Raw genomic sequence first — 19,192 nt, 5'->3', positions numbered from 1 at the left:
GCCGGGGCGCTTTTTTTGAGCGGGCTTTGGGCGGGTTATTTCTTTTTCGGTTTGACGTAGAGCACCAGTGAGTGGTCCATCAGCTCGAAGCCATGCTCGTCGGCAATCAGCTTCTGGCGTTTTTCGATTTCGGGGTCCAGGAACTCGACCACCTGGCCCGTCTCCAGACACACCATATGATCGTGGTGGCCTTCATCCGCCAGCTCGAACACCGCAGAGCCGCCCTCGAAGTTGTGCCGCATGACGATGCCGGCCTGCTCGAACTGGGTCAGTACGCGATAGACTGTCGCCAGGCCCACGTCTTCACCCGCTTCCATCAGCGCCTTGTAGATATCCTCGGCGCTCATGTGCCGCTCTTCCGAGGCTTCCAGCTGCTGCAGAATCTTTACTCGTGGCAGCGTGACCTTGAGGCCGGCCTTGCGCAGGTCGTGATTGTCCAACATGTATCTCCTTGCGTACGGCAGGAACCTTGTGTCCCCGAATCAAGTCTGTATTATCGCCCGAACTTATGCGAAATCAAAAAATCATGCCATATAAAGCTCTGATCATTGCCCTGGCGACCCTGACCCTGCTGGTCACCGGTTGCAGCAACCTGCGTTTTCCCGGCGTTTATCGTATCGATATTCCCCAGGGCAACTTCGTGACCGAGGACATGCTCGCAGAGCTTGAGCCCGGCATGACGGAAGATCAGGTGCGTTACGTACTCGGCCAGCCTACGCTGATTGACCCGTTTACGCCCGATACCTGGTTCTATCCGATGGTGTACCAGCCCGGCCAGGGCGAGAAAGTACAGCAGCGCATCGTGGTTTATTTCGACAATGGCGTCTACAGCCGCCACGAAGGCGACGTAATTGACGATTTTCGCAGTAAGGTTACAGGCCAGCAGGATCGCGACCTGGAACAGCAGCTGCGGGATCAGGAGCGCGAAGCCGAGACCGCACCACAGCAGGTTCCCGGCCCCGGCCCCGTACCCACGGACCCCGGCGTGCCACCCATGTGATGCCACCCGTATGATGGCCGACGCTACAAGGCGGCGGCCATCTGCTGCGTCAGCCCTGACGTGGTGACTTTTTGGCCCGCGCCTTGCGCGTCTCTTTCGGGTCTGCAGTCAAAGGCCGGTAAATCTCCACCCGATCACCCTCTTGCAGCGCGCGTTGCCGCGGATTGGGCTCAACCTTGCCGAAGATGCCCAGCGTGGCCCGCTCCAGATCCAGCCCTTCGAACTCATCGCCGATACCGGATTGCCGCGCGGCATCAAATACCGTGGTACCCACCGGCACCCGAAGACTGATCAGGCGCTGCTTGTTCGGCAGCGCATAGGTCACTTCCACCGTAATCAGCGGCTCACTCATCGGTGGTCTCCGGCAGGCCTGTGGGCTCAACGACTGTCTCGACGACAGGGACATCCGCCTCTGCCTCATCGGCGTCATCGCCGTCCGGCACCAGGGCCACGAAGATGAAGATGGCGATCACCGCCAACGGCGCAAACACCCGCACCATGGCCCGCCACACCATATAAAGCCCGAAGCTCTGCATGGCCAGCTCTTTGCGGGCATGGGTTTCTTTCATGACCCAGCCGGCAAAGATGGCAATCAGCAGGCCGCCCAACGGCAGCATGATGTTGATGGTCAGAAATTCCAGATTGCCGAAGAAGGTGCGCCCGAGGAAGGTCACCTCACTCCAGTAATTGAACGACAGCACCGTGCCGATGCCCAGCAGCCAGGCCGACCCGCCGATCACCACCGCCGCCTTGATGCGGTTCCAGCCCTTCTCCACCAGCCAGGCCACCAGCGGTTCGCCCAGCGAGATGGACGATGTCCAGGCTGCGCAGGTGAGCAGCACGAAGAACACCGTGCCCAGCATCATGCCGAAGGGAATGCTGGCAAACGCCAGCGGCAAGGTCACAAACAACAAGCGCGGGCCTTCACCGGGCTCCAGCGCATTGGCAAACACCACCGGGAAGATCACCAGCCCCGCGACCAGCGCCACCAGCGTGTCGAGCGCTGCGATGGTGAAGACCGTGGAGGCGATGGACACCGGCTTGCGCTTGCCGGTCTTGCGATCCGTCACCTCGCGCGGCATATAGGCACCGTAGGCCATGATCGCGCCAAGACCCAGGCTCAGCGTAAAGAAGGCATGCCCCATGGCCAGCAGCGCGGCTTTCACGGTGAAGGCCGAGGCATCAAACGCGAACAGGAAATGCACCGCCGGCATGAAGCCTTCGCTGGTGAAGGAGTAGCCCAGCAGGCCCAGCAGCAACAGGAACAACAGCGGCATCAGGATGCGCACCGCCACTTCCAGGCCCTTGTTGACGCCCCGCGCCACCACGAACATGGTCATGGCCATGAACACCGTGTGGCACCCGAGCACCAGCCAGACATTAGCCTGCAGGCCCTCGTATACTGCCGTGACCTCCTCAGCGCCCGCACCGCGCAGCGCCCCGGAGGCCATTTCCCAGATATAGAACAGGGCCCAGCCGGCAATCACGGTGTACAGGGACAGCAGGAAGAAACCGGCCACCGCGCCCAGCCCGCCCACCGCTTTCCAGCGCTGGCTGACGCCCGCATCCCGGGCCAGCCTGCCCATGCTGTTGATCGGGCTCATGCCACCGCGCCGCCCCAGCATGACCTCGGCCATCATGATCGGCACACCGATCAGCGCGATACACACCAGGTAGACCAGCACAAAGGCTGCGCCGCCGTTTTCCCCGGCCATGTACGGAAACTTCCAGATATTGCCCAGCCCGATGGCCGACCCCGTGGCAGCAAGAATAAAGACCCAGCGGCTGGCCCAGACGCCGTGTATCGGTTTGTTTTGCTGATTCATGCGCAATACCTGTTGGTGGAGCCCCGTCTATGAAGCGGCCATTTTGCGGACTTTGCATGGCCTGCTCAACCCGGATGAACATCATTCAGGCGCTGATTGCCCACGGCATAACCCGGCACAGCCCCGGCACGGCCTTGATGTTGCCGCACAAAGCCCCCACCATCCGTGTTCGCGCGGTGTTGCAGGTCGCAACACAATCTTTTCCGCTGCTATCACGCTATAATCCCGCCCCCATGACGAAACCGAAAAGCAAATCGGGCACCGCCACCATTGCAGCCAACCGCAAGGCGCGCCACGAATATCACATCGACGACCGCTTCGAAGCTGGCCTGGTACTGGAAGGTTGGGAAGTGAAAGCGCTGCGCGCCGGTCGCTGTAACCTGTCTGAAGCCTACATCATGCTTCGGGGCGGGGAGGCGTTCCTGTTCGGCTGCCGCATCGAACCACTGAACACCGCCAGCACCCACATCAACCCCGACCCCATGCGGCTGCGCAAGCTGTTGCTGCATCAGCGCGAACTGGGGCGGATCTTTGGTGGGGTACAGAAGGAAGGTTTTACCTGTGTGCCGCTGAGTCTTTACTGGAGCCACGGCCGGGCCAAGCTGGATATCGCCCTGGCGAAAGGCAAACAGAAGTTCGACAAGCGCGCCACGGAAAAAGAACGGGACTGGAACCGCCAGAAACAGCGCATCATGCGGCAACGCTAAGCCCGCGCCGGGCGGCGCGGGCTTTCTTCTCTCATACTGACAGGGTCACAGACCGCTGATTCAGACGCCGCTGTGATGGCGGTTGCTGAAGCGACCGCGCAGGTCGTCACGCACCTGCCAGTAGACCAGCAACCAGGCCCGCAGCACCGCAGGCAGGAAGAACACCGCCAGCAGCACTACCGGCATCCGGGCATCCCCTGTAGCAACGTCTACGGCCAGCAGACCCGCCGCGTAGGCCACCAGAGCGACCATCAGCACCAGTGTCCGGCCCAGCAGCGGCCAGCGATTCATGAGTTGCTCAACACTATTCAACGCTTTCATCTCGATACCTCTCTCTATGAGGGCTATTTCCAGAAGCCTCTCCTCTGGGGGGAGCCTTCAGGGACAGCCGCTCATTGCAGCTGTCTGTTACGGCATTCGTTACCTGCCGTGTTACCAAAGGTATCATCTAACAGAATCGGCATTTGTCACGCCTTTTGGGTTGGATTGTCCTACAGGAATGAAAGAAAGTTTACATTGCGTGCTGACATGGTCTCATTCTCCTGCCAAGACAGTGCGAAATAGCCCTTGAAACTCGCACTCTCCGCCCCGAACTCCTGTACAATCACGGATACAGGGGCCGACAAGGTTTCGACGCCGGTTATGAACCCTGTGGTGCATGCCGAGAAGGTCACGATTCTCGTAAATCCTTAGTGACAAACTAAAGTAATCGCAAACGACGATACTTACGCACTGGCGGCCTAAGGCCTGCCAACGGTCAAGCGACCCAGCCCGTGGGGAAGCGCGACCGGCATAGCTACACGGGATCGCAGCAACGTCCGCCCCGGATTGCGCTGTTAAAACCTTTAGGGGCTCGGTGTCTGCGTCCTGCCCGTTGGGCTGCAGTCACTCAAATCAATAAACTGGGATAAGCATGTAGACCTGCAGGTGGATTGCTGACGGACGCGGGTTCGATTCCCGCCGGCTCCACCAAACCAAACAAAAAGGCCGTCGCAAGACGGCTTTTTTGTGCCTGGCCTTTTTTTGCCTGGCTGGCCCCATCCTGAAAGCCACAGCGAACTGGATGCAAATGGGTGCCTCAATAGGCGCAATCCTTAATTGGGTGTAAATGGGCGTTGAATTGGTTAAAAGCGGTGTAACCTACGATTTATGCTGAAAACCGACACTCTTCAGATCACCTCACAGATCCTGAACCTCATCGCCAGGATCGACGAGTTCAAAGGCGCCTGGCGCGCTTTGGGCTCGCTCGCGCCTGACCGGCTATCGGCGCTGCGACGGGTAGCCACCATCGAGAGTATCGGCTCCTCCACCCGTATAGAGGGCAGCAAGCTGTCCGACCGGGAGGTGGCACAGCTCTTGTCCAATCTGGAGATCAAATCCTTCGCCACCCGCGATGAGCAGGAAGTGGCTGGCTACGCAGAGCTGATGGATCTGGTGCCCACGTCCTGGCAGGAGATCCCCTTCACCGAAAACCATATCAAGCAGCTGCATCAGATCCTGCTCCGCTACAGCGACAAGGACACCTGGCATCGCGGCCACTACAAAACCAACTCGAACAGCGTCGCTGCCTTCGATGAAAACGGCGCACAGATCGACGTCGTGTTTCAGACCGCGTCGCCCTTTGACACTCCCCGCCTGATGGCCGAGCTGGTGGCCTGGGTGAACCAGGAACGTGAGATGGACCGCCTGCATCCGTTGCTGATCATCGCCCTGTGCGTCGTCGTGTTCCTGGAGATCCACCCCTTCCAGGACGGGAACGGGCGCCTTTCCCGTGTGCTGACCACGCTGATGCTCCTGCAGGCAGGCTACGCCTACGTGCCATACAGCTCGTTGGAAAGCGTGATCGAGCAAAGCAAAGAGGCGTATTACCTGGCGCTACGTCAGACGCAAGGCACGATCCGTACCGAGGCACCCGACTGGCAGCCGTGGCTGACGTTCTTCCTGAGCTCGCTGGCTGAGCAGGTTCGGCGGCTGGAGAAGAAGGTCGAGCGCGAGAAGATCGTGCTGGCCGCCATGCCGGAGCTGCAGCTCCAGATCGTCGAGTTCGCCCGTGAGCACGGGCGCGTCACCATCGGCGAGGCCATCAGGCTGACCGGGGCCAGCCGCAATACGCTGAAGCAGCATTTCCGGTCACTGGTTGAACGCGGCACGCTGGCCCAGCATGGCCGCGGCCGCGGAGTGTGGTACGACTTGCGTTGACGATGACGGGCGCGAAGCTGTCTGACACACGGCAAGGCGTGTTTCAATGGCAAGCCTCAATCACCGGAGCCACCCCATGCCTGACCTGTCCCCTCGCCTCTCCATCCTCGATCTGGTCCGCGTCACAGAAGGTGGCAGCGTGCGCCAGGCGCTGGACAATGCCCGGGATCTGGCGGCTCATGCCGAGGCGTGGGGCTACCAGCGTTTCTGGGTGGCCGAGCACCACAATATGGAGAGTATCGCCAGCGCGGCGACGTCGCTGGTGATCAGTCATGTGGCGGCGGGCACCCGGCATATTCGTGTCGGTGCGGGCGGCATCATGCTGCCCAATCATTCGCCGCTGGTGATTGCGGAGCAGTTCGGCACGCTGGCGCATCTGTATCCGGACCGGATTGATCTGGGGTTGGGGCGGGCGCCGGGCACGGATCAGAATACGTTGCATGCGCTGCGCCGTACGCCGGCCGCGTCGGATCGTTTTCCGGAGGATGTGCAGGCGCTGCAGGCATTGCTGGGGCCGACGCAACCCGGGCAAGCCATTCAGGCGGTGCCGGGCGCGGGCACGCAGGTGCCGTTGTGGATTCTCGGCTCCAGCACCTTCGGCGCCGCGCTGGCCGCCGAGTTTGGCCTGCCCTACGCCTTCGCCTCGCATTTTGCGCCGCAGCAGTTGATGGATGCGCTGGCGGTTTATCGCAGCCGTTTCAAACCCTCGGCGCAGTTATCGGCGCCTTACGCCATCGTCGGCGTCAATGTGATTGCGGCAGAGTCAGACAGGGAGGCGCGCCGGCTCGCCACCACGCAACAGATGTCGTTCACGCACTTGCTGCGCGGCACGCGTCTGTTAAGCCAGCCGCCCATCGACGATATCGATCAGTACTGGTCACCCCGGGAAAAGATGCAGATCAGTCAGATGCTGGCGCGCTCCATCATTGGCACGCCGGAGGCGGTGCACGCTGGTATTGATGCACTGGCTGCCGAAACGGAGGCGGATGAATTGATGATCGTGTCGGACATTTATGACCATTCGGCGCGACTGCGTTCCTTCGAGTTGACCGCTTCGCGCTGAGCGGCTCACACTCGGTGCCTAGCGTTTGCTCAGGCTGCCGCTGCGTTTCATCTCGCCCCATTTGGCCTGCTTGCCGCGCAGCCATTGCCAGGTGCCGCGCACGCGCCACCAGGTGTTGAGCTGGCGGTAGCCCAGGTTTTCGGCCAGTGCGGCGAGAAACAGTTTCATGATGGAACGCTTGCCGGGATAGATGCGGAATGACATTTCCTCCAGCAGCAGTGCCAGCACCGAAATCAGAATCCCCAGGCCGATGGCCACCAGCATGAAGGCCATCACCCAGATGGGGCTGACGGCGCCGGTGAGAGCCATGACCAGCACGAAGATATAGCCGCCGATTTCCAGTAGCGGGCCAATGGCTTCGAAAATCAGCATGAAGGGGAATGCCACCCAGCCCACCACACCGCCGCGCCGATGGCAGCACAGTCGCGCGTTGGCGGACAGACTCTCCAGCAAGCCGCGCTGCCAGCGAATGCGTTGCGAGCGCAGCGTCGCCAGATCTTCCGGTGCTTCGGTCCAGCACACCGGGTCCGGCAAAAAATGGATACGGTAACGGCGACGGGCCAGGCGCATGTATCGGTGCAAGCGCACCACCAGTTCCATGTCCTCGCCGATGGATTTATGTCGATAGCCGCCAACCTCCACCACGACGTTCTTGCGGAAAACGCCGAAGGCGCCGCTGATGATCAGCAGTGCATTGAGGGGCTCCCAACCCAGGCGACCAAACATGAAGGCGCGCAGGTATTCGACGATCTGCATCAGTGGCAGCCAGCGGCGCGGCAGGCGCGCTTCCACCAGATTGCCGGCATCCACTTCGCTGCCATTGGCAATGCGAACGGTGCCGCCGGCGGCGATGGTATCCGGGTCATCCACGAACATACGGACAATGCGCAGCAGGCTGTCGCGCTGAATGATGGAATCAGCATCCACGCCGCAGAACAACGGAAAGCGGCTGTAGTTGATGCCGGCGTTGAGGGCATCAGCTTTGCCGCCGTTTTCCTTGTCCACGACCCGGAGCAAAGGCTGTGAGCGGGAACGATAGACTGCCCGCACTTTTTGCGTGGCCAACGCTTCATCTGTGCTTTCTGGTACCGGGTACAGATCGAAATCTCTGGTCAGCACAGCCAGTGTGTTGTCCTTTGAGCCGTCATTGATGACGATGACTTCGTGCTCGGGGTAGGCCAGCTGCAGCATTGCCTGTACCGAGGACGTGATATTGGCCTCTTCGTTATAGGCGGGCACAAGCACCGACACCGGCGGCAGAAAAGCGTGATAGGCGCGGGGCAGATATTCGGTGCGTGCTGCGCGGGTATGTTTGCCAATGGCGAACATGGCGAGCACGTTCAGTGACAGGTAACCAAGGGCGAGGGCAATAAAGTACCCGAGGAAGAACCATTGCGCCCAGACCAGAATGCGGTCGCCGGGTATTGCCGCCATCAGCGTTGTCAGCCATTCCATCAGCGCACCTCCGCCAGCGCATGCGCGAGTATCTCTCGCACACGTTGGCTGTCATGGACGCGCGCCATGATCTGCAGCGCCTGCCTCTGTGCGTCGGGCAGACCAAGCAGCGCCTGCGCTGCCCGATATCTGACCCACCAGACCGGATCTTCGAGTCGTGCCGCCAGCACAATGCGGTCGGCCGGTTCGCCAATGCGCCCCAGTCGACGCACCGCCTGCACACGCACAGGCCAGTATTCGTCTGTGGTCGCGGTGCGCAGATAAGCCAACCACTGCGGCCCGTCGGCGCAGGCGCAAATGGTGCTGCGCAGCTCTGCATCATCAGGGAATCGCTCCCGTGCCAGCTGCAGAAGGGGCTCGACCTGATGAGGTTGCAGACTGTTGGTGATGCGAATCAGTTTACGCAGCGCCGGGGCCGACATGGCACGCGCTTCACTGGTCAGCAGATTTTGCTGCAGCATGCGGATCAATGTATTCGCCGGGACTTCCTTGAGCAGTGCCGTGACGCGGCTTTCTGACCAGTCAGCTCGCTGCAGCCGCTGCAGGATTTCCGGTACGCCCCGCGGCGCATCGATATTCACCAGCGCGCGGGCAGCGGTCAGGCTGAGCACGGTATTGTCCTGATCCATCAGGGATTGAATGTCTGGCCAGGCCGCATCAATGCGCAGCTGGCCGAGGCAGGTCAAGGCATCCAGTTGCCGCCCCGCATCACCGCGGCGCAACCAGCTACGCAATTCAGGGATCAGCCCCAGGCGCTGAGCCAGAAGCTGCAGAGACTCGCGGGATACGCCGCGCACGGTGTCCTGAAGCGCATTACACAGGCTCACCAGTGCTGGCATATCGCGGCGCGCCAGCCGGGGCAGTGTGGTCTCCGGGTCATCGTCAGCGCCGGTCAGCATACCCAGCAGCCGTGGCATCCACTGCTGGCGCACCCGAGCGGCGCGACGGGCTCGCCGTTCGTGATGGCGGCTGAGCAATAGCGTGCCCAGCAGCATCAGCGTGGTTGTCAGCAGCAACCCCAGCGCCAGCAGTACCACCGCCAGCAACGCTGGATCAGAAGCGATAGCGGAGACCCAGCCGCCAGCCAATGCGGTCATAAGCATCCCCTTGTTCAGTAAAGGCTATACGCCAGGTGACGCTCCAGTCGGGGCCGAGCCAGCTGTTATCGAGCCAGCTGTTATCAAGAAAGTGCTCACCAAATACCGACACGCCCAGCACGTCGGTGATCTGCTGCCCCAGCGGCGTGGATTCAATGTCCCGACCGACGCCGAGGCCAACACCAACATGGCTGAGGTCGCGGTAATAACGGCGCAAGTCCACAACATGCGCAGCGCCGCTGCCGCCGCCATCCAGTTGCGTGAGAAAGAAGGTGTAGGCGTAGCGCCAGGACGCCCGGTAATGCTCCACCAGAAGACTCGCTGTCGTGGAATCGCTCTCGTCATAGTGGGTGCGGCGGATGCCCGGCTGAAGCCCCCAGCGATCCCGGGGCATCAGGTAAAAGCCCGCATAGGCCGACCACTCCGGGCGAATGCGCGCCGTGGGGCTGTAGGTTGCATCCAGCTGAAGCTGGCGCCGGTTTCCCATGGGCACGTAGACGCCAGCGTTATACTCATTGTCTGTCTGATCGAACCGGGAAGTATTGCGCAAACGGCTATACCAGAGACGGTCCCGGGAATCCTGCCACTGCAGCGCCACATCCGCCCCGCGCCAGTCACTCAGCCCGTTGCTGAGATAATCCTCGTCATAGCCGATCTCCAGCATGCGCCGGCCGCGCCAGCTGAACGGTTGCATCGGCTCTGCCGGATACTGGGCGGCGACGTCCGGCACGGCAGCCTGAGCTTCGAGATGGCGGCGCCGATAAGCGGCGGCCGCGTCAGGGTCATCGGCGGAGCGTGCGTGCGTCATGGCAAGCTGCAATTCAAACGCCCATACCGCCGCGTAATCCGGCGCCAGCGTGCGGGCGTTTTCTGCCTCCTGAATGGCCCGGGGCACATCACCCTGCCAGGCATATTGCTGGGCAGAGGCGAAGCGGACATCGACGTTGTTCGGGTCCAGACGGAGCAGGTCATCGAACTGTTGCCGGGCCAGCGCATGATTACCGCTCATGGCATTCAGCCGTGCTTGCCATAGCAGCGCAGCCCTGTCTTGGGGCAACGCTCGCAACACGGCATCGACTTGCGCCTGGGCGCGGGGAATATCATGGTTCTCCAATGACCGCCGCACTTCCGCCTCCCAGGCCTGTGCGGGGAATGTGGCGACGAGCATCAGCGCGAGTATCAGAGGGCGTATCATCGCGGCCGCCTGCGTATCAGGCGACGCAAACGGGCCGTGAGCTCGCCGGGCTGGAACGGTTTTACCAGGTAATCATCGGCACCCAGCTCAAGGGCTCTCACCACGTCCTGCTCTTGCGCCCGAGCTGTCAGCATCAGCACTGGAATGTCACTGAGCGCGGTATGCTCCCGCAACTGCTCCACCAGCGAATAGCCGTCGACATACGGCAGCATCACATCAAGAATTGCCGCAATAAAACCGTCACTCTCTGCGATGGCGCGCTGTGCCGCCCGGCCATCCCGAGCCCACAACACACCAAAACCTTCCCGTTTGAGGAGATAATCCAGCAGTTCGCCCACCAGAGGATCATCCTCAACCAGTAAAATCTGTCCTGCCGTCAAGACGTGTTCTCCCGGCTTTTTTCCAGCTGTACATTACGAATCACGCCGCTCCCACACCGTCATCACCCGCTGCGCCAGGGTCATCGGGTCGAAGGGTTTGGGAATCACTTCCAGTGCCCCCAGTGCCAACAGTTGCTTGACCTCCTCAGGCTGCACCTTGGCCGTCATAAAGATAGCAGGCACGCCGGCCATTTCCGGCATCGCGCGCAATGCGCGCAACGTGCTCGGGCCGTCCATGCCCGGCATCATCACATCAAGAATCATCAGGTCCGGTGCAAACGCCACTGCTTCACGCACTGCCTGCTCGCCGCTTTCACAGGTGCACAACTCGAAACCACCCACGGCGCCCAGGGCCAACTCGGCCACTGCGCGGATGTCCGGTTCGTCTTCCACATAGAGAACACGCTTCAGTTCACTCATTCAGTCAGCTCCAGCATTCGATCTGCGTATCTTGTCATGACGGCTTTTCTTCTGCGGCACGGCGCAGGCACACCAGCAGGGAGGTGCCGTCATCATACTCGCGGGGCGTTCTGGTGCCCGATGCCTCTTTCATCTTCACGGCCTCGGGCCCTGCTTCTGTCAACAGTGTCATATCGTCCACCGCCAAAATCAATTTGCCTTTTGTTGTCGTCGCCGTGATGCCTATCACCGTAACACCGGCACGGCCGCACACCTCGTGAATGAACGCCCGCAGACTCGCGGCATCCTGATCCGGCAGTGCGTCGCTGACAACCACCGTGCCGTAGCGGCAATCTTTCAGGCATGCCATCGCCGCGTCGACATCACTGGCAACATCGACATCATAATCCGCGTCATGCAGCAATGCTGCCAACCGCATCGCCATATCCGGTCGGCTTTCGACCACCAGCACCTGGTCCCCTGCCCGGGGGTGCACCGCGGAGCGGCACGGCAGATCAAAAAAGAAGCGCGCGCCAACCTTTTCTGCGTCAGCATCCGGGTGGCGCGTCTCCAGGCCAACATAGCCGCCCATGTGCTCGATAATTTCACGGGTGATCGCCAGGCCCAGACCGGTACCGCCCTTGTAACGCGTATCGGAGCTGTCCGCCTGGGTGAAGCGGTTGAATATCTGGCTGCGGAAATGCTCTGGCACACCGGGGCCCTGATCCTGAACCATCACCCTCACCTGCCCTTCCCGTGTTGTCACGATCACCGTCACTTCACCGCCAGCGGGCGAGAATTTCGCTGCATTGGAGAGCAGGTTGGCCATGATTTGCAAAAATCGGTCCGTATCGACGTTCACCAGCAGGTCGCCGGCCTGATTATCCAGCCGCAACGTCACACTGTATTCGTCGGCGTAGCCCTTGTTGCTCTCCAGTGCCTGCCGCAGCAACGGCTCCAATGACTGCTCCCGCATGTCGAAACGCATGTTACCGGCGGCTATTTTTTCGATATCCAGCAGGTCATTGATCAACAATGTCAGCCGCTCGCTGTTTTTGGCAGCAATGTTGATCATCTGTGTCACTTGCTCTGGCAGCGCACCAAAGGCGCCGCCGCTGACGAGGCCCAGCGCTCCCTTGATCGAGGTCAAAGGCGTGCGCAGTTCGTGGCTTACCGTGGAGACGAACTGGTTCTTGAGCTGCTCCATCCGCCGCTGCTCACTGATGTCCTGCACCAATGTCCAGACCACGGCATCGCCGTGGCGATCCACAATAAGCGTGCCATTGACCTGCACGGGCAATCGGCTGCCATCAGCATGTATCAGTTCTTTTTCATACGGGCCATACACACCGCAGCCCAGCAGGGCTTCAAAGTACGCCGCCTCTTCTTCAGCAAATTCCTCCGGCGTCAGGTCCCAGAATTTCTTGCTGAGCAGCGCCTCTTCGGTGTATCCCGTCATCATCAGGATGGCGTCATTCACTTCCAGGAAGCGACCGTCGTCCATACGGTTCAGCATGATCCCGATCGGCGCATACTCGTAGAGTGACCGAAACTTTTCTTCGCTCTCGCGCAGCAGCTCGCGCGCTTCGTGCTGCTCCGTGATGTCCAGGTGCGTACCGCCAGCGCGCACGGCTCGCCCGGATGCATCTCGCTCCACCACGCGGCCCCGATCCAGAATCCAGACCCAGTGCCCTGCTTTGTGCTGCATGCGATATTCACACTGATAGTCCGGCGTGTTCCCTTTCAGATGATCAATCAGCGCTTGCTGCACCCGAGGACGATCCTCGGGGTGTACCATCTTGTTGCTGGAACGCATGGAACGTGTCACTTCATGCTGGGCGTAGCCCAGCATTTCCGCCCAACGTTCATTGAACATGATTTCATCGCTTTCCAGTTGCCACTCCCACAAGCCCAGATTGGCCCCGGCAAGGGCGAGCATCGCGCGCTGCTGCTCATGCTTGAAACGCTGCTCCAGAAAGACCCGCTCGGTGACATCGGCCAGGCTGCCCACCCGTTCCCGCGGCACACCATCGGCGTCACTGATGATACGGCAGCGATCTTCAAGCCAACGCCATGTGCCGTCTGCGTGTAGGAAACGGTAAATCCCCGTGTGCTGATCACCGTTCCAGTCCTCCCAATCCAGATTCTTGACGCCCGGGAGATCATCGGGATGGACACGCTCACGCCACCAACGCACGTCACGCATCTCGTCACTGATCCGGTAACCCAGCAGACTGTTGAAGTTGGGGCTGATGTAGGTGATCTGGCGGTCGTGGGCGCCAGCGCTGTAAATGACCGCCGGTGCGGAGGTCATCAGGCTGTCCAGCCGCCGCCGCTGCGCAGCAACATCGCGCTGCATGATGATGTGCTCGGTCTGATCGATGACATAGCTGCGCAAACCGACCAGCTCGTTACCGCCGCGCCATTCAGCACGAGTAAAATCGTAAAGCCAGCGTTCGGCGCCATCCGCGCGCAAAATGCGATAGGTCATTGCCCAGCTCGTGAGCCGTTGCTGCAGCGACTCCTCGATCTGGCGCGCCACGCGCTCGTGATCATCCGGATGCACCAACTCGGCGTACTCGAAATCTGCAGCCGTCATGTGCTCATCGGTATAGCCAAACAGGGATTTCACATTGGGGGAGACATAGACCAGCTTGCGCTGATCATCGTCATGCCAGACCAGCACCGCAACGGCGCCCCCCGCATACAGGTCCCGCTCGGCGCGCAGCATGGTGTTGGCATCTCTGATGCGCGTACCCATATACTGCCGCACATTGCGCACCCCCCACACCAGCGCCATGGCCAGCAGCAGAAACAACACCACACTGACATAGGTCGTGCGCAGACGCTGGGCGCGCATGGTTGTGTAACGCTGGGATTCATCACTCCAGACAATCAACGATCCTGATACCACCGCCTCTGTCGATTCCTGTGCGGCAGCATCTGAAAACAACTGCATGTCAGAACGGGCGACAAAGAACTTGCGCTTGTCATCACTGGGCTCCCACCATCCGCTATCCCGGGCAGGCAAGTGCTCTGCAACCGGCGTGAGGAACGGATCACCCACAACAATATCCGGCGCTCGGCCCGGCAGGTCGGCGAGTAACGCGATACCGATGCCAAGATCAGCAGCCAGACGTGACAACAGTTTTTCTGTATCCATGCCGACATCCACGACGGCAAGCAAACGCCCCGTCTCGTCCGTGATCGGCACGAGCCCACGGACACCGGACGCGCGCGTACCCAGATCTACGCCATGCCGCGCCACCCCGTCGGCAAACACCGCACGCACCATGGGCCGCTGCCAGCCATTGTGATCACCATAGGCATCCGGCGCCTGGGCCCGCAGCAATGCCACGCCTTCCGGCGCCAGATAAAAATGCAGTTGGTTAAGGCCCACCTTTTCCTGCAGCTTCGACCAGAGCGTGGCGATACGCCGTGTCAGCTGCGCCCGCTCTTCATCCAGCGTGGCCTGTCCCGCTGTCTCACGCAATTTACTTTCTGCGCTGGCGAGGATGGACGCCACGGCCGGATCAGCGGCGATCAGCTCCCCCATCAGCTGACCCTGTTCACCGGCCGTATCCAGCGCGCTGCGGATCAGGCTGCCGCGCTGTTCCGCCAGGGTATTCATTTCCGTACGCAGGTCCTCACCCAGGTGATACCAGTTCCAGCTCACCCAGGCCCCGCACAGCAACCCCAGAACGATCAGGATTGGCATGCTGGACAACAACTGTCGGGTGAAGAAGGCGCGCATCCGAGACATGCTCCGTGTCGTGATGGTTGATCGCATCTGGTGCATCAACTCAGTAAATCATGAAAAGCACTGCCATCACGAGTCCCGTGCCGATGATCCCCCGGCGCAACAGTTGATCCGGCAGATATCGGCCCCACCAGGCGCCGGCATAGCCTCCCAGTGTCGCCGCTACCATCATGGGCGCACCATAGCGCCAGTCAATGACATCACCGGCGCCATACACCAGCACGGCCACCAGCGTCAGCAGGGTCGACACCAGATTCTTGAGGGCATTGGCCTGCTGCAGCGACCGCATGCCAACCAGGGCAAACAATGCCATGAGCATGATGCCCAACCCGCCATTGAAATAGCCGCCATAGATAGCCACCAACAGCAGCCCGGGCAGCAACCAGCCCGCTGACAGTCGCTCCGCGCGCTGCAGCACTGCCGGTGCGGCAACAAACAACAGGGTGGCCAGCAGCAATAGCCAGGGCACCAGGGCCCGGAAGAAGGTATTGGAAGTTGCCAGCAGCAGCAGCGCGCCTGCCACACCGCCAATCAATGAGATCAGCAGGATGCGGCCCAGTGGATAGTGGCCCGCCAGCTGACGCAGCTCCCGGCGGTAGCCCAGGCAACTGGCCAGATACCCCGGCAGTAACGCCAGTGTGCCGGTGGCATTTGCCACCACCGGGGGCACGCCGACAGCCAGCAGCGCCGGCAACGTCAGGAAGCTACCGCCCCCGGCCACCGCATTCAGTGCGCCACCGAAGAAGGCGGCCACCAGCGCCAGACAGAGTGTCCACGTCACGTCAGAACCCGGCGCTGGAAAGACCCGGCATCACTCATCCAACTCGTAGGGTTCTACCTTGTCGGCAGTGATGGTGTACCCCGTCAGTGCCAGATCCGTTTCGCTGGTCTCCACGGTCATGGTGCCGGTCACCCAGACCGTGAAGAAGGCATAGCGAATGCGGGCACTTTTGCCCTCGGCCATGTTCACCAGCACGGTCTGGTTACGCGGCGGCGGCGGCACATGAATGCAGGCGCCGAAATACGGTACCAGCAGGAAACTGGTCACCGTGCGACTGTCGCCCTCCAGCGGAATCGCATAGCCCGGCAAACGCACGCGCTTGCCGTCCAGGGATTCCACCATCGGTGCTTCGTCCCACAGGGCCTCGATCTGGGCAAAGAACTCGATCGCTTCCGGATCGTCATCCTCCAGCTCATCCAGGTTGACGCCCTCAAACAGCTCTGGCGGCGGCCAGCCGGGAGGGATCATGTCATCCCATTCCAGCGTGATGTCTTCCGCCGCCAGCGCCGACGCCGCACATAACAGAAGCGCGGCACTGCATGCCAGCAGACGGGTCAGAATCAGACGTTGCATCAATTGGAAGCCTCTCAACAGGGTCGCAGCATGTCCGTTGCCATTACATACGAGTTGCCATTACATACGAATAGTCATGCCATCAGCCAGCGCATTGCGGTAGGCACGCCATGCTGGCCAGAGGCCAACCAGTATGCCACCGGCAAGCAGCGCTGCGAGTATTTTCAACTCGTGCAATGTGGGCGGCCAGAGGCTGATGGTCAAGCCCAGTTGGCCACTGATCCAGCCGGCCGCACCGAGCGCCAGCCCCTGCAACAGCAGCACGCCCAGCACAGCACCCAGCAGGCTCAACAGCAACGATTCACCGATGATCAACGCGAATATTTGCCAGGGGCGCGCGCCCAGTGCGCGCAGCAGCGCCATCTCCCGGCGGCGTTCGTTGAGGCCGGTGAGCAGCGCGGTAAGCATCACCGTCAAGGCCACCAGCAGCACCAGTGCCGATACCGCGAGCAACGCATTTTCGCCCACGCGCATCAGGTCCCAGAGTTGCTGCAGTGTCAGCCCGGGCAGAATCGCCATCATGGCCTCGCTGCGATCCGTATTGATCTGGCGCTGCACCTGGAACACGGCACGCCGTGAGGTCAGCCCCACCAGTACCGCCGTCACCGCATCCGGCGTCAGGTCCATATTGCGCACCCGATCCGCGCCGATCGACAACCCGGGTATCGGCGCGCCACCGCGCCAGTCCACATGCACCGCCTCCATACCCTGCAGGCTGATGTGCACACTGTTATCGACCGGCGTACCGGTCGGCGCCAGAATCCCCACCACCGTAAATGGCTTGTCATCGTGCTGCGTCAGGCTGACCTGGCCAGTGCCATGGGCCAACACAATGCTGTCTCCCAGGCCGTATCCCAGACGCCGGGCAACACTCGCCCCCAGCACGGCATCAAAGACATCGTCAAAGCGCTCACCTTGCGCCAGGCGCAGGGGCTCGCCGCGACCGTAACGATAGTGCTCAAAGTAATCCGTCGTGGTGCCGATCACCGGAAACCCGCGCAAGGAGTCGCCCAGCGACAGCGGCACGACCCAGTCCACCTGCGGGTGCGCGGCCAGTTTCTGATAGCTCTCCCAACTGACATTGCTGACCGGATCACCCAGCCGGAAGACGCTGTACAACAGCAGATTGATCGGCCCACTGCGGGCGCCAACGATCAGGTCGACACCGGAGAGGGTGTTGGCAAAACTTTCCCGGGCCTCGGTGCGCAGGCGCTCCACGCCCAGCAGCAGCGCAACACTCAAGGCCACGGAAAACACCACCAGCGCCGCGGTACTACGGCGATTCCAGAGACTGCGACGGGCCAGCGACAGCACGGTCATACACTACCCTCCGGCAATGCCGCGTTGATCTCGGCCAGACTGACCTGGCGCTGAAAGCGCGGCGCCAGGCTCAGGTCATGGCTGACAAATAACAGCGCGGCACCGGAAGCGTCGCACTCCTGCGCCAGCAGCTCGACAAATTCCAGCCGGCGGTCGGCGTCCAGCGCAGAGGTCGGCTCATCCGCGATCACCAGATCCGGCGCGCCCATCAAGGCGCGGGCCGCCGCCACACGCTGCTGCTGGCCCACCGACAATTCGGTCACCGGCCGGCGCAGCATGGCATCCGCCTGCAATCCCAGCGCGCCAAGCAAGCGCCGGGCTTGTGCCTCCTGACTGCCGTCCCGCGCCACTGCCTGCTGGCGGCGGGCGGGCGAAAAACGGCACGGCAGCATCACGTTGTCCAGCACCGGCAAATAGGGCAGCAGATTGAACATCTGAAAAATGACGCCCAGATGATCCGCACGAAAACGATCCCGGGCGGCCGCTCCCAGGCCGGGCAGGGAACGGCCCAGCACCTGCACATCGCCGGTCTGGGGGATGGCAATGCCGGCGATCAGCGCCAGCAGCGTGCTTTTGCCCGCCCCACTGGGGCCCGCGAGAAACACCCGCTCCCCTGCCGCCACCTGAAAGGCGGGGATCGTCAGGACCGGGGGCAGATCACGCCGCCAGCGGAAGCTGACCTGTTGCAGGTCCAGCACCGGCGCGCGCTCTGCGGCAGACACAGCATTCATAAACAATCCGTCTTTGCGTTCAGTGCAGGCAAGGATCAGCGAGCAATCGTCACGGCGTTGCGACGTGGCCCCAGTCGCTGCTGTGATTGCCCCGTGTCGGACACCACCTCGGCAATCACGCGTTCAAGCTGCGGCAGGTGCTCGAACAGCACCACCTTCAGGGCATCCAGCTTGTCCGGGTTGCTGCACTGGAAAACAAACGCCGCAGTGAAGTCGCCGTGGCCGTTGCCGCCCTGCTCAAGACCGGAGGCAGCGCTGCCTTCTGTCAGCGCACAACCCGCCGCGTCCGGCAGCTGCAGCACATTGTCGGCATTGCCCAGCAGCGCAATCGCGTCCCGAACAGCTTGCCGCCCCGCATCATCCTCCGGCGCGCGTTCGAACCCGACAACGTCCATGCCCGGCACCGTCAGATCGGCGTATACCGCATCGCCTTCCGCCACCAGCTGCAGGTTACCCTGCCCGTGCACGTGCGGGCCATGGGAATGGTCGTGATGCTCATGCGAGTGCTCATGTGAATGCTTGTCGTGCGAATGACTGTCATGCGCGTGGCTGCCATGCGAGTGACCGTCATGAGAGTGGCCGTCATGTGCTGCGGCAAACCCGGCAAACGTCATGCCGACACCCACCATCAAGAGGCGGCAACGCCCTGATAAAAGATCCATGCTGCTATCTCCGTACGCCTGAATAATTGTTACAGGGTAACACT

Annotated in this window: 19 protein-coding genes and 1 other RNA gene; 5 read left to right on the top strand and 15 right to left on the bottom strand. The window is 61.5% G+C overall.

What is annotated here, in order from left to right:
• Positions 1 to 35: 35 nt before the first annotated feature.
• On the bottom strand, positions 36 to 440 hold the full coding sequence (fur, locus tag K8B33_RS09720; protein ID WP_449697257.1) for a ferric iron uptake transcriptional regulator: 405 nt from the start codon (positions 438 to 440) through the stop codon (positions 36 to 38).
• 86 nt (positions 441 to 526) lie between these two features.
• Here fur and K8B33_RS09715 point away from each other — a divergent pair, with 86 nt between their 5' ends.
• Positions 527 to 1,000, top strand: coding sequence for an outer membrane protein assembly factor BamE (locus K8B33_RS09715; RefSeq protein WP_223425930.1), 474 nt, complete (start codon positions 527 to 529; stop codon positions 998 to 1,000).
• Positions 1,001 to 1,049: 49 nt separating this feature from the next.
• Here the strand turns inward: K8B33_RS09715 and K8B33_RS09710 are convergent, their stop codons facing one another.
• Both K8B33_RS09710 and K8B33_RS09705 read right to left on the bottom strand, forming a co-directional pair.
• Entirely contained in the window at positions 1,050 to 1,352 is a 303-nt protein-coding gene (locus tag K8B33_RS09710) for an RnfH family protein (protein ID WP_223425928.1), read from the bottom strand.
• Positions 1,345 to 2,826 carry a sodium-dependent transporter gene (locus tag K8B33_RS09705; RefSeq protein ID WP_223425926.1) on the bottom strand — a complete coding sequence of 494 codons (1,482 nt, stop codon included), beginning with the start codon at positions 2,824 to 2,826 and terminating at the stop codon, positions 1,345 to 1,347. Before K8B33_RS09705 ends, K8B33_RS09710 begins: the two co-directional genes overlap by 8 nt.
• Before the next feature lie 233 nt (positions 2,827 to 3,059).
• Here K8B33_RS09705 and smpB point away from each other — a divergent pair, with 233 nt between their 5' ends.
• Positions 3,060 to 3,533: an SsrA-binding protein SmpB gene (gene smpB / locus K8B33_RS09700; RefSeq protein WP_223426086.1), complete on the top strand. Its 474-nt coding sequence runs from the start codon at positions 3,060 to 3,062 to the stop codon at positions 3,531 to 3,533.
• Between the two features lie 60 nt (positions 3,534 to 3,593).
• Here the strand turns inward: smpB and K8B33_RS09695 are convergent, their stop codons facing one another.
• The gene (locus tag K8B33_RS09695; protein WP_223425924.1) at positions 3,594 to 3,854 is read right to left on the bottom strand and encodes a hypothetical protein; all 261 of its coding nucleotides are present in this window, start codon (positions 3,852 to 3,854) and stop codon (positions 3,594 to 3,596) included.
• 294 nt (positions 3,855 to 4,148) lie between these two features.
• On the opposite strand from K8B33_RS09695, the gene ssrA reads away from it, so the two are divergent.
• The 3 genes from ssrA to K8B33_RS09680 all read left to right on the top strand — a co-directional run bounded on the left by ssrA (position 4,149) and on the right by K8B33_RS09680 (position 6,795).
• Positions 4,149 to 4,505: a transfer-messenger RNA gene (gene ssrA, locus K8B33_RS09690) on the top strand.
• Positions 4,506 to 4,682: 177 nt separating this feature from the next.
• Positions 4,683 to 5,732: a Fic family protein gene (locus tag K8B33_RS09685; RefSeq protein WP_223425921.1), complete on the top strand. Its 1,050-nt coding sequence runs from the start codon at positions 4,683 to 4,685 to the stop codon at positions 5,730 to 5,732.
• Between the two features lie 76 nt (positions 5,733 to 5,808).
• Positions 5,809 to 6,795, top strand: a complete 987-nt coding sequence (locus K8B33_RS09680; RefSeq protein WP_223425919.1) for an LLM class flavin-dependent oxidoreductase — start codon at positions 5,809 to 5,811, stop codon at positions 6,793 to 6,795.
• Between the two features lie 18 nt (positions 6,796 to 6,813).
• Here K8B33_RS09680 and K8B33_RS09675 read toward each other — a convergent pair whose 3' ends face one another.
• From K8B33_RS09675 to K8B33_RS09625, 11 genes are read right to left on the bottom strand one after another with little or no spacing between them, the layout of a single operon-like run.
• Complete coding sequence (locus K8B33_RS09675) at positions 6,814 to 8,250, bottom strand: glycosyltransferase family 2 protein (RefSeq protein WP_223425916.1); 1,437 nt, start codon at positions 8,248 to 8,250, stop codon at positions 6,814 to 6,816.
• Complete coding sequence (locus K8B33_RS09670; RefSeq protein WP_223425914.1) at positions 8,250 to 9,347, bottom strand: HEAT repeat domain-containing protein; 1,098 nt, start codon at positions 9,345 to 9,347, stop codon at positions 8,250 to 8,252. Before K8B33_RS09670 ends, K8B33_RS09675 begins: the two co-directional genes overlap by 1 nt.
• Positions 9,304 to 10,542 (bottom strand): YaiO family outer membrane beta-barrel protein, encoded by a 1,239-nt coding sequence (locus K8B33_RS09665; RefSeq protein ID WP_223425912.1) that lies wholly within the window; start codon positions 10,540 to 10,542, stop codon positions 9,304 to 9,306. The genes K8B33_RS09670 and K8B33_RS09665 overlap by 44 nt, the downstream gene beginning before the upstream one ends.
• Entirely contained in the window at positions 10,539 to 10,922 is a 384-nt protein-coding gene (locus K8B33_RS09660; protein ID WP_223425909.1) for a response regulator transcription factor, read from the bottom strand. The genes K8B33_RS09665 and K8B33_RS09660 overlap by 4 nt, the downstream gene beginning before the upstream one ends.
• A 33-nt stretch (positions 10,923 to 10,955) precedes the next feature.
• The gene (locus tag K8B33_RS09655; protein ID WP_223425908.1) at positions 10,956 to 11,342 is read right to left on the bottom strand and encodes a response regulator; all 387 of its coding nucleotides are present in this window, start codon (positions 11,340 to 11,342) and stop codon (positions 10,956 to 10,958) included.
• Positions 11,343 to 11,376: 34 nt separating this feature from the next.
• On the bottom strand, positions 11,377 to 15,084 hold the full coding sequence (locus K8B33_RS09650) for a PAS domain-containing protein (RefSeq protein WP_223425907.1): 3,708 nt from the start codon (positions 15,082 to 15,084) through the stop codon (positions 11,377 to 11,379).
• A gap of 40 nt (positions 15,085 to 15,124) precedes the next feature.
• Positions 15,125 to 15,862 carry a sulfite exporter TauE/SafE family protein gene (locus K8B33_RS09645; RefSeq protein WP_223425906.1) on the bottom strand — a complete coding sequence of 246 codons (738 nt, stop codon included), beginning with the start codon at positions 15,860 to 15,862 and terminating at the stop codon, positions 15,125 to 15,127.
• A gap of 30 nt (positions 15,863 to 15,892) precedes the next feature.
• Positions 15,893 to 16,435: a DUF3299 domain-containing protein gene (locus K8B33_RS09640; RefSeq protein ID WP_223425905.1), complete on the bottom strand. Its 543-nt coding sequence runs from the start codon at positions 16,433 to 16,435 to the stop codon at positions 15,893 to 15,895.
• 60 nt (positions 16,436 to 16,495) lie between these two features.
• Positions 16,496 to 17,755, bottom strand: a complete 1,260-nt coding sequence (locus tag K8B33_RS09635; protein ID WP_223425904.1) for an ABC transporter permease — start codon at positions 17,753 to 17,755, stop codon at positions 16,496 to 16,498.
• A complete protein-coding gene (locus tag K8B33_RS09630; protein ID WP_223425903.1) occupies positions 17,752 to 18,486 on the bottom strand; it encodes an ABC transporter ATP-binding protein in 735 nt (244 codons plus the stop codon). The genes K8B33_RS09635 and K8B33_RS09630 overlap by 4 nt, the downstream gene beginning before the upstream one ends.
• A gap of 35 nt (positions 18,487 to 18,521) precedes the next feature.
• Positions 18,522 to 19,148, bottom strand: a complete 627-nt coding sequence (locus K8B33_RS09625; protein ID WP_223425901.1) for a ZrgA family zinc uptake protein — start codon at positions 19,146 to 19,148, stop codon at positions 18,522 to 18,524.
• Positions 19,149 to 19,192 lie beyond the last annotated feature (44 nt).

This window comes from Alcanivorax limicola (genome assembly GCF_019931215.1).
GTDB classification, from domain to species: Bacteria; Pseudomonadota; Gammaproteobacteria; order Pseudomonadales; family Alcanivoracaceae; genus Isoalcanivorax; species Isoalcanivorax limicola.
Note: the sequence above shows the minus strand (reverse complement) of the source record. Positions and strands in the feature narration are given on the sequence as shown.